Origin of the sequence: Vibrio sp. 10N.286.45.E10, from assembly GCF_002874195.2 — a bacterium.
GTDB lineage: Bacteria > Pseudomonadota > Gammaproteobacteria > Enterobacterales > Vibrionaceae > Vibrio > Vibrio crassostreae.
On sequence record NZ_MCWD02000001.1, the window covers coordinates 476,363 to 492,466 of the forward strand.

The 16,104-nt window shown below is 44.1% G+C and carries 16 protein-coding genes; 11 read left to right on the top strand and 5 right to left on the bottom strand.

Features of this window, described 5'->3' with window-relative positions:
- Positions 1–5: 5 nt before the first annotated feature.
- The 7 genes from BCU34_RS01950 to nqrM all read left to right on the top strand — a co-directional run bounded on the left by BCU34_RS01950 (position 6) and on the right by nqrM (position 5,949).
- Positions 6–1,250, top strand: coding sequence for an NADH:ubiquinone reductase (Na(+)-transporting) subunit B (locus tag BCU34_RS01950; RefSeq protein WP_017067139.1), 1,245 nt, complete (start codon positions 6–8; stop codon positions 1,248–1,250).
- Entirely contained in the window at positions 1,240–2,007 is a 768-nt protein-coding gene (locus BCU34_RS01955) for a Na(+)-translocating NADH-quinone reductase subunit C (RefSeq protein WP_004735209.1), read from the top strand. Before BCU34_RS01950 ends, BCU34_RS01955 begins: the two co-directional genes overlap by 11 nt.
- On the top strand, positions 2,007–2,639 hold the full coding sequence (locus tag BCU34_RS01960; protein WP_008223083.1) for an NADH:ubiquinone reductase (Na(+)-transporting) subunit D: 633 nt from the start codon (positions 2,007–2,009) through the stop codon (positions 2,637–2,639). The genes BCU34_RS01955 and BCU34_RS01960 overlap by 1 nt, the downstream gene beginning before the upstream one ends.
- Before the next feature lie 7 nt (positions 2,640–2,646).
- Entirely contained in the window at positions 2,647–3,243 is a 597-nt protein-coding gene (gene nqrE, locus BCU34_RS01965) for an NADH:ubiquinone reductase (Na(+)-transporting) subunit E (protein ID WP_009848375.1), read from the top strand.
- Between the two features lie 29 nt (positions 3,244–3,272).
- Complete coding sequence (nqrF, locus tag BCU34_RS01970) at positions 3,273–4,499, top strand: NADH:ubiquinone reductase (Na(+)-transporting) subunit F (RefSeq protein ID WP_017631923.1); 1,227 nt, start codon at positions 3,273–3,275, stop codon at positions 4,497–4,499.
- Positions 4,500–4,673: 174 nt separating this feature from the next.
- A complete protein-coding gene (locus BCU34_RS01975; protein WP_048657906.1) occupies positions 4,674–5,678 on the top strand; it encodes an FAD:protein FMN transferase in 1,005 nt (334 codons plus the stop codon).
- Between the two features lie 16 nt (positions 5,679–5,694).
- Positions 5,695–5,949 carry a (Na+)-NQR maturation NqrM gene (gene nqrM / locus BCU34_RS01980; protein ID WP_009848378.1) on the top strand — a complete coding sequence of 85 codons (255 nt, stop codon included), beginning with the start codon at positions 5,695–5,697 and terminating at the stop codon, positions 5,947–5,949.
- Between the two features lie 135 nt (positions 5,950–6,084).
- On the opposite strand, the gene BCU34_RS01985 is transcribed toward nqrM, so the two are convergent.
- The gene (locus BCU34_RS01985; protein ID WP_102480755.1) at positions 6,085–7,323 is read right to left on the bottom strand and encodes a response regulator; all 1,239 of its coding nucleotides are present in this window, start codon (positions 7,321–7,323) and stop codon (positions 6,085–6,087) included.
- A gap of 164 nt (positions 7,324–7,487) precedes the next feature.
- Between BCU34_RS01985 and dinB the strand changes: the two genes are divergently transcribed.
- Positions 7,488–8,564 carry a DNA polymerase IV gene (gene dinB, locus BCU34_RS01990; protein WP_102480756.1) on the top strand — a complete coding sequence of 359 codons (1,077 nt, stop codon included), beginning with the start codon at positions 7,488–7,490 and terminating at the stop codon, positions 8,562–8,564.
- Positions 8,565–8,676: 112 nt separating this feature from the next.
- On the opposite strand, the gene BCU34_RS01995 is transcribed toward dinB, so the two are convergent.
- A complete protein-coding gene (locus BCU34_RS01995; RefSeq protein WP_102480757.1) occupies positions 8,677–10,611 on the bottom strand; it encodes an ATP-dependent DNA helicase RecQ in 1,935 nt (644 codons plus the stop codon).
- Positions 10,612–10,756: 145 nt separating this feature from the next.
- Here BCU34_RS01995 and BCU34_RS02000 point away from each other — a divergent pair, with 145 nt between their 5' ends.
- The 3 genes from BCU34_RS02000 to BCU34_RS02010 all read left to right on the top strand — a co-directional run bounded on the left by BCU34_RS02000 (position 10,757) and on the right by BCU34_RS02010 (position 13,747).
- Positions 10,757–11,230 (top strand): GreA/GreB family elongation factor, encoded by a 474-nt coding sequence (locus BCU34_RS02000; protein ID WP_102480758.1) that lies wholly within the window; start codon positions 10,757–10,759, stop codon positions 11,228–11,230.
- A gap of 88 nt (positions 11,231–11,318) precedes the next feature.
- Positions 11,319–12,095, top strand: coding sequence for a YggN family protein (locus BCU34_RS02005; RefSeq protein ID WP_102480759.1), 777 nt, complete (start codon positions 11,319–11,321; stop codon positions 12,093–12,095).
- Between the two features lie 290 nt (positions 12,096–12,385).
- On the top strand, positions 12,386–13,747 hold the full coding sequence (locus BCU34_RS02010; RefSeq protein WP_102432273.1) for a sodium-dependent transporter: 1,362 nt from the start codon (positions 12,386–12,388) through the stop codon (positions 13,745–13,747).
- Between the two features lie 148 nt (positions 13,748–13,895).
- Here BCU34_RS02010 and lipA read toward each other — a convergent pair whose 3' ends face one another.
- The 3 genes from lipA to ybeD all read right to left on the bottom strand — a co-directional run bounded on the left by lipA (position 13,896) and on the right by ybeD (position 15,999).
- The gene (gene lipA / locus BCU34_RS02015; RefSeq protein ID WP_017059920.1) at positions 13,896–14,861 is read right to left on the bottom strand and encodes a lipoyl synthase; all 966 of its coding nucleotides are present in this window, start codon (positions 14,859–14,861) and stop codon (positions 13,896–13,898) included.
- A gap of 4 nt (positions 14,862–14,865) precedes the next feature.
- Entirely contained in the window at positions 14,866–15,525 is a 660-nt protein-coding gene (lipB, locus tag BCU34_RS02020) for a lipoyl(octanoyl) transferase LipB (RefSeq protein WP_004737632.1), read from the bottom strand.
- Between the two features lie 195 nt (positions 15,526–15,720).
- Positions 15,721–15,999 carry a DUF493 family protein YbeD gene (ybeD, locus tag BCU34_RS02025; RefSeq protein ID WP_026084358.1) on the bottom strand — a complete coding sequence of 93 codons (279 nt, stop codon included), beginning with the start codon at positions 15,997–15,999 and terminating at the stop codon, positions 15,721–15,723.
- Positions 16,000–16,104: the final 105 nt, after the last annotated feature.

The window sequence follows — 16,104 nt, forward strand, 5'->3', positions numbered from 1 at the left end:
TTTTCATGGGCCTTAAAAAGTTTCTTGAAGACATCGAGCATCATTTTGAGCCAGGTGGTAAACACGAGAAGTGGTTTGCGCTTTACGAAGCAGCAGCGACAGTGTTCTACACGCCAGGTCTTATTACAAAGAAAAGCTCGCACGTTCGTGATAGCGTTGATTTAAAACGTATCATGATCATGGTTTGGTTCGCGGTATTCCCAGCAATGTTCTGGGGTATGTACAACGCGGGTGGCCAAGCTATCGCAGCACTTAACCATATGTACGCAGGCGCTGAACTAGCATCTGTTATCAGTGGTAACTGGCACTACTGGCTAACCGAAATGCTTGGCGCCTCCTTAGGAGCCGATGCAGGTGTTGGCAGCAAGATGCTACTTGGTGCGACATACTTCCTACCTATCTACGCAACGGTATTCATCGTTGGTGGTTTCTGGGAAGTTCTGTTCTGTATGGTGCGTAAGCACGAAGTAAACGAAGGCTTCTTTGTTACTTCTATCTTATTTGCGCTTATCGTTCCGCCAACACTTCCTCTATGGCAAGCAGCACTAGGTATTACCTTCGGTGTTGTAGTCGCTAAAGAGATCTTCGGTGGTACGGGTCGTAACTTCCTGAACCCTGCACTTGCTGGCCGTGCGTTCCTATTCTTTGCATACCCTGCACAGATTTCAGGTGACGTAGTTTGGACTGCTGCAGACGGTTTCTCTGGTGCAACTGCTCTTAGCCAATGGGCTCAAGGCGGCGGTAGCGCACTAATGAACGTAACATCTGGTGAAGCAATCACTTGGATGGACGCATTCATTGGTAACATCCCAGGTTCTATCGGTGAAGTATCGACTCTAGCACTTATGATCGGTGCTGCGATGATCGTATACATGCGTATCGCTTCATGGCGTATCATTGCTGGTGTAATGATCGGTATGATTGCAGTGTCTACGCTGTTTAACGTGATCGGTTCTGATACTAACGCAATGTTCAGCATGCCTTGGCACTGGCACCTAGTTCTTGGTGGCTTCGCGTTCGGTATGTTCTTCATGGCGACTGACCCAGTATCAGCTTCATTTACCAACAAAGGTAAGTGGTGGTACGGCATCCTAATCGGCGCAATGTGTGTAATGATCCGTGTAGTTAACCCTGCATACCCAGAAGGCATGATGCTTGCGATTCTATTCGCAAACCTATTTGCTCCTCTGTTTGACCACGTTGTAATCGAGAAGAACATTAAGCGGAGACTAGCGCGCTATGGCAAGTAATAACGATAGCATTAAAAAGACGCTGTTTGTTGTTATCGCATTGAGCTTAGTGTGCTCAATCATCGTTTCAACAGCTGCAGTTGTTCTTAAACCTAAGCAACAAGCTAACGCGGTTCTGGATCAGCAAACTAAGATCCTTGAAGTTGCGGGCATTGAACTTGCGGGTAACATTCCAGCACTGTACGCAGAGAACATTGAACCTCGTCTAGTTGATTTCGCTACTGGTGATTTCGTTGACGGCGATGCTGCTGCATACGACCAACGTAAAGCGGCAAAAGATCCAGCTCAGTCAATTAAGCTTTCAGCTGAAGATGACATCGCTAAGATCATTCGTCGTGCTAACACAGGTACTGTATACCTTGTGAAAGATGGCGCTGAAACTTCTAAAGTTATCATCCCTGTTCACGGTAACGGTCTATGGTCAATGATGTACGCATTCGTTGCGGTAGAAACTGATGGCAACACAGTTTCTGGTATCACTTACTACGAGCAAGGTGAAACTCCTGGACTTGGTGGTGAAGTTGAGAACCCAACTTGGCGCGCTCAATTCGTTGGTAAGAAATTATTCGACGAAAACCACAAACCTGCTATTCAGGTTGTTAAAGGTGGCGCTCCTCAAGGTTCTGAGCACGGTGTAGATGGCCTTTCTGGTGCAACACTGACTAGCGTTGGTGTTCAACATACATTTGACTTCTGGTTAGGTGATATGGGCTTTGGTCCGTTCCTAGCAAAAGTTCGTGACGGAGGTCTGAACTAATGTCTAGTGCAAAAGAAATTAAAAAGAGCATCTTAGCGCCGGTGTTGGACAACAACCCAATCGCGCTACAGGTTCTTGGTGTGTGTTCTGCTCTTGCGGTAACCACTAAGCTAGAAACAGCATTTGTTATGACTATCGCGGTAATGTTCGTTACTGCTCTGTCTAACTTCTTCGTTTCTTTGATCCGTAACCACATTCCTAACAGTGTGCGTATCATCGTTCAGATGGCAATCATCGCATCATTAGTAATCGTGGTAGACCAAGTGCTTAAAGCATACCTATACGATATCTCTAAGCAGCTATCTGTATTCGTAGGCCTAATCATTACTAACTGTATTGTAATGGGTCGTGCTGAAGCATTCGCAATGAAGTCTGCGCCAATCCCATCTCTAATCGATGGTCTTGGTAACGGTCTTGGTTACGGTTTCGTTCTTATCACTGTTGGTTTCTTCCGTGAGCTTCTAGGCTCTGGCAAACTATTTGGTATGGAAGTACTACCTCTAGTGAGCAACGGTGGTTGGTATCAGCCAAACGGCTTGATGCTTCTAGCACCTTCTGCATTCTTCCTAATTGGTTTCTTGATTTGGGCAATTCGTGTGTTCAAACCAGAACAAGTAGAAGCGAAGGGGTAAGGTAGTCATGGAACATTATATTAGTCTGCTAGTTAAATCGATTTTCATCGAAAACATGGCGCTTTCTTTCTTCCTAGGTATGTGTACATTCCTAGCGGTATCTAAGAAAGTTAAAACTTCTTTTGGTCTTGGTGTTGCGGTAGTTGTAGTACTTACAATCGCTGTTCCTGTAAACAACCTTGTTTACACACACATCCTGAAAGAAAACGCGCTTGTTGAAGGTGTCGATTTAAGTTTCCTTAACTTCATCGCATTCATCGGTGTTATCGCGGCACTTGTACAAATCCTAGAGATGGTTCTAGACCGTTTCTTCCCACCTTTGTACAACGCACTAGGTATCTTCCTTCCACTGATCACAGTTAACTGTGCAATCTTTGGTGGTGTATCTTTCATGGTAACTCGTGACTACAACTTTGCGGAATCTGTTGTTTACGGCTTCGGTTCTGGTGTGGGTTGGATGTTAGCTATCGTTGCTCTTGCGGGTATCCGTGAGAAGATGAAGTACTCTGACGTACCTCCAGGTCTTCGTGGCCTTGGTATCACGTTCATTACTGTTGGTCTGATGGCGTTAGGCTTTATGTCTTTCTCTGGTGTTCAACTGTAGGGTAAGCACCCAGTAATAAGGAATAACAAATGCAAAGCATTATTCTTGGCGTAGCGATGTTTACCATTATTGTATTGGCTCTAGTACTAGTGATTCTTTTCGCTAAGTCTAAGCTAGTACCATCAGGTGACATCACTATTGCTGTAAACGGCGACCCTGAAAAGGCGATCGTTACTCAACCTGGTAGCAAGCTACTTGGTGCCCTAGCTGGCGCTGGTATCTTCGTATCTTCTGCTTGTGGTGGCGGTGGCTCTTGTGGTCAGTGTCGTGTAAAAGTTAAGTCTGGTGGTGGCGACATCCTTCCAACTGAACTTGATCACATCACAAAAGGTGAAGCTCGCGAAGGCGAACGTCTTGCATGTCAAGTTGCTATGAAAACTGACATGGAGATTGAACTAGACGAAGATATCTTTGGTGTTAAAAAGTGGGAATGTACTGTTATCTCGAATAACAACGAAGCTACTTTCATCAAAGAACTTGCTCTAGCGATCCCTGAAGGTGAAGAAGTTCCGTTCCGCGCGGGTGGTTACATTCAGATTGAAGCTGAACCACATCACGTGAAATACGCAGATTACGATATTCCTGAGGAATACCGTGGTGACTGGGATAAGTTCAACTTGTTCCGTTACGAGTCTATCGTTAAAGAGCACTCGATCCGTGCTTACTCTATGGCTTCATACCCAGAAGAGAAAGGCATCATCAAGCTTAACGTGCGTATCGCAACTCCGCCGCCAAACAACCCTGACGTAGCTCCTGGTGTGATGTCTTCATACATCTGGTCTCTTAAAGAAGGCGACAAATGTACTATTTCTGGTCCATTTGGTGAGTTCTTTGCTAAAGACACAGACAATGAAATGGTATTCATCGGTGGTGGTGCAGGTATGGCGCCAATGCGTTCACATATCTTCGACCAACTTAAGCGTCTTAACTCTACTCGTAAGATGTCTTACTGGTACGGTGCACGTTCTAAGCGTGAGATGTTCTACATTGAAGATTTCGATGGCCTAGCGGCTGCAAACGAGAACTTCGTGTGGCACTGTGCTCTGTCTGATCCTCAACCAGAGGACAACTGGGACGGTTACACAGGTTTCATCCATAACGTATTGTACGAAAACTACCTGAAGGATCACGAAGCTCCTGAAGACTGTGAGTACTACATGTGTGGTCCACCAATGATGAACGCGGCTGTTATCGGCATGCTGAAAGATCTTGGTGTAGAAGATGAAAACATCCTACTAGATGACTTCGGTGGTTAATCCATTTAAGTGATTGATATTATGGCTGACTCTCACGAGTCAGCCATTTGTTTTTCTAAGACTATTTTTGACAACATACTGGCTTATATAAGAAAGAGTAAGGCATTCAAAATACCTATTTTTTACTCTTATTTTTCCTTATATAAATCCTTAACATTAGACAGGAGTAAGCAAGTGAGAATTTGGCTTGTTGCATTAACTTCTTTGATTTTTCTTGCGGGCTGTGATCAGGCAAGAGAGCAAGTGCATTTAAGTGGCCCAACAATGGGTACCAGTTACAATATTAAATATATCAATGGTGATGAATTTCCTGAATCTAATGAAGTTCATACTGAGATCGATCGTCTACTTGAAGAAGTGAATGATCAAATGTCGACTTACCGTGAAGATTCAGAGCTGAGCCGTTTCAATCAACACAAAGGTGCGGACGCATTCGAAGTATCTGAACAAACTGCTATCGTTGTGAAAGAAGCCATTCGTTTGAACGGTCTTACTGAAGGTGCGTTGGATGTTACGGTTGGCCCATTGGTTAATCTTTGGGGTTTTGGTCCTGAAGCGCGTCCGGAAGTCGTTCCATCAGATGAAGAACTTGCTGCTCGTAAAGCTAAGGTTGGTATTCACCACTTGAGCGTTGAAGGCAACAAGCTAACTAAAGACTTGCCTAATTTGTATGTCGACCTGTCAACTATTGCAAAAGGTTGGGGCGTTGATGTTGTTGCCGATTACCTTGATTCAATTGGTATTCACAACTACATGGTAGAAGTAGGCGGTGAAATCCGTTTGAAAGGCCTAAACCGTGAAAGTGTAGGCTGGCGTATTGCCATCGAAAAGCCAAGTATTGACGAACGTAACATCCAAGAGATCATCGAGCCTGGTGATATGGCGATCGCAACGTCTGGTGACTACCGCAACTATTTTGAGCGTGATGGTGTTCGTTACTCACACATCATCAACCCAGAAACAGGAAAGCCTCTTCATCATAAAGTGGTTTCTGTGACTGTTTTAAACCCGTCTTCAATGACTGCAGACGGCTTATCTACTGGCCTTATGGTCTTAGGTGAGGAAAAAGGAATGGAAGTCGCAAACCAGCATAACATCCCAGTGTTCATGGTGGTAAAAACAGCAGATGGCTTTAAAGAAATTGCTTCTGAAGCATTTAAGCCATACTTAGGTAAATAAGGTAAGCGAGATAATTATGAATACATTTCTGATTACATTTGGTGTTTTTCTTGCAGTAATCGCAGCGATGTCAATTGGCTACATTATCCAAAAGAAAGTTGTGAAAGGTAGCTGTGGTGGCTTAGGTGCTGTTGGTATTGATAAAGTATGTAACTGCCCTGAACCTTGCGACGCGCGTAAGAAGCGTGAAGCACGTGAAGCTTACCGTGAAGAGAAGCTGGCTGAGCGCCAACAAAAAGAAGCGGCTTGGAGTAAAGACCGTATCGCTTAATGGGTGACAGTCATAAGGGGTAGAGTTATCTATGCCCTTAAATTGAAAAGCTCAAGATTATCATCTTGAGCTTTTTTGGTTTTGAGGCTTAGTCATTTATCTTGGCAGATTAACGATGGAAACAAAAACGAATGACTATTGTTCGATTTGCATGCTGTTACGCGCAAACACTAGCTGATTCCTACCTTGCTCTTTTGCCGTATAAAGAAGCTCATCAGCGGCTTTGATCTGCTCATCTAACTTGGCGTCTAAATCGGTTACGCCGATGCTAATACTGACCTTGATTCTTTGAGAGTCATGCTCAACAACATGGCTTTCAATGGCTTCTCTCATGGACTCTAAGTTGTCAACAAAGCTCTCAAATGCACCGCATGACTGAATACAAAACTCTTCACCACCGAAGCGCACAGCGACATCGTCTTTGAAATGATCTTTGATGATTTTCCCTACATCGATCAGCACGGCATCACCACCATCGTGGCCAAAGGTATCATTCACTTTCTTAAAGAAGTCGATATCCATCATCGCGATGTTTCGTTGATCGCAGCCCTTACAAGGATGATTAAACAGGTAGCGACGATTCCATAAGCCAGTAAGAGCATCCTCGTTGGCATGTCGAAATAGCTCATTGGCCGCTTCTTTCATATCAAGCAGTTGATGGATACGGCAGAAAAACTCTTCTTGGTTAAAAGGCTTGTAAAGGAAATCGTTAGCACCCGCTTTAAGGAATCGAGCTGTCATGGTGCGGTCATCGCTGCCTGATAGCCCTAAAATAGCCAACTGGTTTCTATCGTGATCGCGTCGAATTTCACGGATCATCGCTATACCGTCTTTGTTCGGCATATCATGGTCTGTAACAACGAATGTAATATCGGGATCGTTATGAAGAAGCTTTAATGCTTGTTCGCCGTCTTCGGCTTGAATAGTTTGGATATATTGGTGTTCTAGAAGTTGAGCTATGTAACGGCGAACAACCGCTGAATCATCGACAACCAATACTTTGTGGTGGCGATTATTCGAAATTCTTTGAACCAGAGGGAGTAGGTAGCTTACTGATGACATACTGTCTTTAAGTATGTAGTCAATAACGCCTTTTGCTAGGACTTGTTCTCGCAGTTGATTGTCGAACATCCCGGTAAGAACAATTATTTTCTGTTGATAGCCTAATACGAGATCAATGATCTCACCGTCTTGCCCGTCAGGTAAGCAGTAATCTAATACGGCACATAAGAAATCCGTCTCTTGTTCCAAGATGTTTTTTGCTTCTGCAATAGATTCAGCAAGTGCGACCTCATAACCGCTATTTTTAAGCTGTTGGTACAGGTAGTTGCGGAATGCTCGGCTATCTTCCACCACTAGTATTTTTTCACTCACAAGCGATCCCTACTTATAGACTAAATACTCGTTAACAATAGTATCAGAAGAGCTTATGACTATTGAAGCGAAACCTTTTTAGCTAGACTCGAGATCGTTTTAAATCTGATAAAATTTGGATTATACTGTTTATTGATACAGTTGTAAGGTCGAGTCATTCCTAGATGTGTAGCGCAGGCGAAGAGAAAATAAGAAAAATAATTCATGTCGATATGGATTGTTTTTATGCGGCTGTAGAAATGCGTGATAACCCTGCTTACCGAAATCGCCCGTTAGCTGTTGGTGGGCATGAGAAGCAACGCGGTGTTTTGAGCACATGTAATTATGAAGCCCGCAAGTTTGGTGTTCGCTCTGCAATGCCGACCGGAAAAGCGCTACAGCTTTGTCCTAATCTATTGGTTGTGCCGGGAAGAATGTCGGTCTATGTCGAGATATCTAAAAAGATCCGTGAAATCTTCTCTCGATACACGTCTGTCATAGAGCCTCTTTCCTTAGATGAAGCGTTTCTTGATGTCACCGATTCTACGCAGTGTCATGGTTCAGCAACACTTATTGCTGAGTCGATTCGCCGTGATATCTGGAATGAACTCAACCTGACCGCTTCGGCTGGCATTGCCCCGATCAAGTTCTTAGCCAAAGTTGCCTCGGATCTGAATAAGCCCAATGGTCAGTTTGTTATCCCTCCACAAGACGTACAATCAGTGATTGATGAGTTGCCACTAGAAAAGATTCCCGGTGTCGGCAAGGTGAGCATTGAAAAGCTGCATCAAGCAGGTTTCTTTACTTGTAAGGATATTAAAGAGTCTGACTATCGCGATCTCCTGCTCAAGTTTGGCCGTCAAGGCGCATCACTTTGGAAGCGCAGTCATGGTATTGATGACCGAGAAGTTATCATCGAACGTGAGCGAAAATCAGTAGGCGTAGAACGCACCTTCACCCAAAACATTTCAACCTATGCAGAATGTTGGCAGGTGATAGAAGATAAGCTATTTCCTGAACTCGAAACTCGCTTAGAAAAGGCTAGTCCAAGTAAAGCGATCATCAAGCAGGGAATCAAACTCAAGTTCGCCGACTTTCAGCAAACCACGATTGAACATATCCACGTCTCTTTAGATCGTGAACACTTCAAAGAACTGCTAAGTGAAATACTGAAAAGACAACAGGGGCGAGAGATACGTCTGCTTGGTTTAAGCGTAATGCTGCAACCCAAAGACCAAATGCGTCAGTTGAGTTTCTTTTAGGGAAAGGCTCTGAGAGGTTCGGCTTAGAAATGTTGTTGAAAGTGTTGTTGGTATTTGAATACCGACTAGACTTCACAGCCTAATCGGTTTTTACCTAAGTATGGAAGTTGGCTTATCTAGGAAGCTGTTTTACTCGCGCTAAGGTATCACTGAACGGTTGCTGCTCTAGCTTGCCGTAACCAACCATTTTGCTGGCTTTGAGTTTGGTTGAAAGCGGGGTAGCGATTCCACATAAGAAGCGAGTAATTGCCTCGTCGGTAATCAGTTGTTGGCTAGTCGAAATAAACTCATGTATCCATGTCATCACCGTCTCATCATCGACAGGTTCAACATCAACGGTTGGTAAGATTGCCACTTCTCCTCGACATACAGAGCAATGACCGCAGTTTGCTGGCGCCTTATCATCGGCAAAGTAACTTGCAAGGCGCGAGCTTAGGCAGGTGTCGGCTTCAAAGAAGCTCAGCATCTGATTAAGACGATTGATTTCACTGTTCTCTTTTACCTTAAACAACTCAGTTAGACGCTCTGACAGCTGCATCATATCTTCTGAGGTATTGTGAATCGCATAGACATCTGTGATCTGCTTGCTTTCCAGTTCAATCCAACCTTGTTCATTGAAGTAGTCGATAGCCGCAATCACGCGCTGACGATCAGCTTGGAAATGAGTCCAAAGCGCATCGAAGTCGACTTGGCACCACACTCTTGCCTGAGGAGAGCATTGGAAAATCGCTTCGACAAATTGACGACGTTCGCTTTGGAACTGTTCGGTGATTTGCTGTTTCGGGCGAATGAACTTAAATTTGTAGTCTGCGAAGTAGCTGTACTTCGGCTCAATCACACCTTCAATTTCGAGATACACCAGCAGTGTTTTTAGCGGTAACTGACGAATGTTGGATTCACGTGATAGTTGGTTAAGCATGATCTCCCATTGGTTCCAACCAGAAGCGCCAATGTTTTGATTTTCGTAGATCTCTTTTAATACTGCCTGGATCGATATGTTGTCTGGAGTATCGCCAAATACAAAGTTCTCTAGTGTGCTCAAGCCGTGTTTGTTCGCGAGCAATATACACTCAGAAGCTTGTCCATCTCGTCCCGCTCTGCCGATCTCTTGTGAGTAGTTCTCGATCGATTTTGGTAAATCAAAGTGAATCACTCGGCGAATGTTGGACTTATCTACGCCCATACCAAACGCAATGGTTGCCACGATACAGCTCACTTCATCATTCATGAATTGATGTTGAATTGCATCTCGGTTTTCAGGCTTAAGACCCGCATGGTAAGCCACGGCATTAACGCCAGCGTTTCGAAGTTGCTGAGCCACCATCTCTGCTGTTTGTTGAAGGGTGACATAAACAATAGTCGGAGCGAGAGAAGCTTGGTTGACGACATTGCACAAGGTTTCTAGCTTGCTGGTTTGTTCGCAAGGTTGAATCGACAGGTCGAGGTTTTGACGATAGAACCCCGTAACCACAACGCGCTCCTCATCAATTTCAAACTTCGACTTCATATCTTGAATAACAGATGTCGTCGCGGTTGCTGTCAGTAGCAGCACTTGAGGAATATTGAGCTGTTTCTGATATTGAGGAAGCTTCAGGTAATCGGGTCTGAAGTTGTGTCCCCATTCTGAAATACAGTGCGCTTCATCGACCACAAGCAGTGAGATCGGCACTTGAGAGATAAACTGACGAAAGCGCTCGTTCTTCAAGCGTTCAACGGAGATCATGAGGATCTTTGTGTCGCCGTTACGTACCGACTGCATGACCTGTTGTGTGGTTTGTCTGTCTTGGCTTGATTCGACTGCAGCTGCGCTAATGCCTTTACTGTGCAGGAAAGCCAGTTGGTCTTTCATCAAGGCTAACAGCGGTGATATCACTAAGGTTAAGTGCGGCAATTCTAATGCTGGTAATTGATAACACAGGGATTTACCTGAGCCTGTAGGAAATATGGCCGCAGTTGAGTGACCAGATAGAACATTATCAATGACTTGCTTTTGTCCATTACGCAGTGAGTCGAATCCGAATACTTGTTTTAGTTTCTGCTCAATCATTTATGTTCTACCTGAGTTATTAAGTGTCGTATTGATGCTAAAGCGGGCGCCTATTCATGATAGCGTCGCTTGATGAATCAAATGTCTTGCACCTGATTGTACCTAATTCTATTCTGTAGCTCCTATAGAAAAGCACCCCAATAGTATGAATAAGTCTGAGCTTCGCCAAATAATCATAGAGCAACTCGAATCCCGATTGCGTATCGCACAATCTGCCACTCAACGTGCGATTGACGCTGCGACAGATGAAGAGACAGTACCAGAGCACAAGTACGACACCTTGGCTCTAGAAGCCTCGTACCTTGCCCATGGTCAAGCGGTGAGAGTGCAAGAGTGTGAAGATGATATTCAGTGTTACCGAAATCTTGTATTGCGTGACAGTGAAAAAATTACTGTGAGTAGCTATGTGGTGGTGATTGATGAGCATGACCAATATAAACACTTCTTTATGGGGCCGAGAGTTGGGGGACTGGCTGTCACGTGGAATGATAATGAAGTCGCTATCGTGACGGCAAATGCACCTTTTGGTCAGGCGTTAATGGGTAAAGAAGTCGGTGATGAAATTGAATTTAAAGTTGCTGATAAACAGTTTTGCTACGAAGTGGTATCGGTTTGCTGAATAATTGGCTAAGGAATATAAGACGTTGCTCTGACAAAGAAGCATAAACCCAAGGTATAGTAATTCGTCAGATTGATGAGAGGATGTTATGAAAAGCAATGTATTTATGAAAAACAATCTATTAATCGCATCGTTAACAGCGGTAATCTCTGTTGTGAGCCTGCCAACTTTTGCTGCTCAGTGTCGCGTTGATTTGAAGAATGAATTACGAATCGATGACCAAAAAGTCGAAATCCATCAGGTGAATGGCGATACTGCGGTCTTCGATGAAAACAATGACCTCTATATCCATGGAGAGAAAGTTGAGCTCGATGCTGACCAACAAGCGGCAATTGAAAAGTATCGTGAAAGTATGAGTGAGTATTTGCCGCGAGCTAAGCAGATGGCGAGCGAAAGTCTCGCATTAGCCAATGATGTGATTGATGATATCGCCGCTAGCCTAGATTCGCCTGAGTCGTTTGATAATGTAAAAGAATCAATGAAAACCTACTTTGCAGAACTGGAAGCGCGTTACTACAAAGATGGTGAGTTAGTGTTACCAGCAGAAAGCTTTGATTCGATGGCCAATGGCTGGTCTGAAGATTTCGAGAAGGCGAAAGAAATCTTTAACCAAGAATTTATATCTAGCGCTTTTAATGCGATGTCAGAAAAGATGAAACAAGACGGTGGCCTAAACCTGACTGAATTGGCTGACAGCATGGCTGAATTAAAGCTGAAAGTTGAAGAGCGAATGAAAGAACATGCTCAGCAAATGGAAGAAGAAGGCACTGAGTTCTGTGATTCACTTGATGAGATGGCAGAGCAAGAGCAAGAACTGCATGAAATTATTCCGAACCTAAAAGATTACCAAGTATTCACAATTTAATTTGAATCTAATGATGAATAGCAAGAGCACCGGTTGGTGCTCTTTTTGTTTGTATAAATGGAACCACGCAACGAGTATTTATCTCTATGTTAATCCATTCCCTTCTCAAGCCCGCCACTTTGCTTTATTGCTTATGATTGAATGATAAGACTGGTTATTTGTTAATTTTGTGGTTCTAAATAGCGCATTGATTGTAAAAATCAGAGAATTGTTCATTTATTGGTTGTGCCTATCATTGCTTTTTATTACTGTACTTCTCAACTAGTTCACTGATTTTTAATGCGGGCAATATGGACCAACAATCTTCCTCTTCAAGAGAGCACTTTAGCTCTCGTTTAGGCTTTATTTTAGCAGCGGCTGGTGCAGCGGTTGGCTTGGGTAATATTTGGGGTTTCCCGACTCAAGTTGCCAGCAACGGTGGCGGTGCTTTCCTTTTGGTCTATTTGATCATGATCTTCGTGGTTGCTTTCCCTATGCTGGTGGTAGAGATGGCTATCGGCCGTCACGGCCAAGCAAATCCAGTTGATAGCATGCGCTCGTTGACGACAAACCCTTTGGGTAAGAAAGTCGGTGAGTTTGTCGGTTGGATTGGATTGAGTGTTCCAAGTGCAGTGCTAGCCTTTTATAGCATTGTTGGCGGTTGGTTGATCTGCTTCCTAATTGGAGCTGTTGCGGATCTGATTGGTCTAGAGGCTGCTGCTGATTGGTTTAAAGGCTTCAGTGTTGAGCGCAACGTATTTGGTACCGTCGCGTTCTATGTACTGACTATCTTGATTGTACAGGGCGGTGTTAAGCAAGGTATCGAGAAGTGGTCGACTCGTTTGATGCCTGCGCTGTTTGTTTTATTTGGCTTATTGTTTGTTTACATCATGACGCAATCTGGTGCAATGGAAGGCCTAAAACATTACCTCGTTCCAGACTTTGAGAAAGTGTGGGATAGAAAACTGATTCTGGCGGCAATGGGGCAGGGTTTCTTTTCGCTCACCATTGGTGGCTGCTCAATGTTGGTTTATGGCTCTTACTTAAGTAAGAAAGAAAACCTGCCAAAAATGGCAATGAACGTTACTTTGGTTGATACTGCTGTCGCTTTTATTGCTGGACTAGTGGTGATGCCTGCAATGTTTGTTGCGATGCAAAAAGGCGTTCAAATCTACGCGGAAGACGGCTCACTATTAAGTTCTGACACGCTAGTATTCACGGTTCTGCCGTTGATGTTTGATAGTTTAGGTGTGCTTGGTCAGATCTTCGCAATTGTCTTCTTCTTACTACTAACGATTGCTGCACTGACTTCTTCTATCTCGATGCTTGAAGGCCCGGTAGCGCTAGTGAGTGAGCGTTTCAATACTAGACGAACGCCAACAAGCTGGGTGATTGGTGGTGCTATCGCGCTGTTTAGTGTGGTGATTGTTTACAACTTTGCTGCGATGTTTGGCATGGTAGCGATGATTGCAACTCAATACCTTCAACCTGTAGCGGCATTGATGTTTTGCCTGTTTGGTGGCTGGGTGTGGAGCCGAGCTTCAAAAGTGAGAGAGCTTGAGCAAGGCTGCCCTGATTTTCAACTGGGTTGGTTTGGTAAAGTTTGGCCAATGTATGTGAAATTTGTCTGCCCAATCTTGGTGGCAACGGTTATTTGGGCTTCTTTCGGATAGTGACCAGCTGACGGCTACATCATTATATTTGCTATTCAAGGCCACTCTTAATGAGTGGCTTTGTTGTTTTTAGCGGCACCAAGAAGATAGAAAAAAGGCGCTGAACATAATATTCAGCGCCTTTGTATTTTTAGTTAAGCAATCGTGATTACTTAATTTCCATACCTTGAGCTTGTAGATCTGCATGGTAAGAAGAGCGTACAAACGGGCCACACGCTGCGTGAGTGAAGCCAAGCTCTAGAGCAATCTCTTTTAGTTCATCGAACTCAGAAGGCGGCACGTAGCGTTCTACTGGTAAGTGGTGACGGCTTGGTGCTAGGTATTGGCCTAGTGTCAGCATAGTCACACCATGTTCGCGAAGGTCTTTCAGTACTTGAACGATCTCTTCTTTCGTCTCACCAAGACCCATCATCACACCTGATTTTGTTGGGATATCAGGGTGCTGTTCTTTGAATTTCTTCAGTAGATCAAGAGACCACTTGTAGTTCGCACCTGGACGCGCTTTACGGTATAGACGTGGTGCTGTCTCTAGGTTGTGGTTGAAAACATCTGGCGGGTTGTCTTTCATTAGATCAAGCGCAACATCCATACGACCGCGGAAGTCTGGAACCAGTGTTTCGATACGAATATTTGGGTTTAGCTCGCGAATCTCACGGTTACAGTCAGCAAAGTGCTGAGCACCGCCGTCACGCAAGTCATCACGGTCAACTGAAGTGATTACTACGTACTTCAGTTTCATGTCTTTAATCGTCTTAGCCAGTTTCTTCGGCTCTTCTGCTTCAGGAGCAACAGGACGACCATGGGCAACATCACAGAACGGGCAGCGACGAGTACAGATAGCGCCAAGAATCATAAACGTTGCCGTACCGTGGTTGAAACACTCGGCTAGGTTAGGGCAAGACGCTTCTTCACAAACTGAGTGCAGGTTGTTTTTGCGCATTGCTGATTTGATTTCTTGAATACGATGGCTGTCTGAAGGAAGTTTAATCTTCATCCATTCAGGCTTACGTAGAACTTCTTTCTGTTCAGCAGGCATATTCTTTACGGGAATTAATGCCATTTTGTCAGCGTCACGATATTTAACGCCTTTTTCCATTTGGATTGGTTTGCTCATGATTTTATGCTTCTGCTGTAATGTTACTGGTGGCTTGAATGTCTACTTGGTCATAGCCGAGTAGCTCTACGAGCTCTTGTATTAACTGTTGCTCAACGTTTTCCAGTTCACTTGGTCCGCCAAGTTGGCTTACCTGCGCCATTTCCATACCTTGGTAACCGCATGGGTTAATACGTAGGAATGGAGACAGGTCCATATCGACGTTAAGTGCTAGCCCGTGGAACGAGCAGCCACGTCGAATACGTAATCCGAGTGAACAGATTTTTTTGCCATCGACATAAACACCAGGAGCGTCAGGTCGGGCAGCTGAATCTATATTGTAAGCTTTCAGAGTATTGATTACGAGGTTCTCGATATGAGTAACCAAATCACGTACTCCGAATTTCTTGCGGCGGATGTTAATCAGAAAGTAAGCAACTAATTGGCCTGGGCCGTGGTAAGTCACTTGGCCACCGCGATCGCTTTGTATCACAGGGATATCACCGGCATTTAATACATGCTCAGCTTTGCCTGCTTGTCCTTGAGTGAAGACAGGGTTGTGTTCAACCAACCAAACTTGGTCTACGTCTTCTTCCGTGCGTTCGTCTGTGAACTTATGCATGGCTTTCCATACAGGTTCGTAATCCTGACGGCCTAATTTTTTTACGATTAGCTTATTTTGCAAAGCTGCACTCCCTCAAGGATTAATAAAGTGAACGCATTATAAACGCGAAACATGATTCTAACTACAGACGGACTGCAAGGTTTTTCAACTTTCTTTGTATTTATTGAAAATTAAGTTGAATGAATTTGAACTCGTTAGGGGGCTTTAAACAAAAACAGCGGCAATAAGCCGCTGTTTTTGATGTGTAATCGGAGATTACAGAACCATACGAACGATTTCGATCTCGCCCAGTTCTTTATAAAGAGTTTCTACTTGCTCGATTGAAGTCGCAGTAATATTGATAGAAACAGAGTGGTAGTTACCTTTCGCACTCGGTTTTAGTGTTGGGCTGTAGTCACCAGGAGCATGACGCTGGATCACTTCTAGCACTAGCTCTGTTAGTTCTGGCTTAGCGTGGCCCATTACTTTGTAAGTAAATGAACAAGGGAACTCTAAGAGATCTTTTAGTTTTGCATCAGAATTGATGTTCATGATTAGCTCCAAAAGGCTAGACTCTCGCAAATTGGCGAAATGTCGATAAAAAGCGTGTTCGGTCAACAGACACGAGTAATAAGGCGGAATATTACGTGTAAATATCAC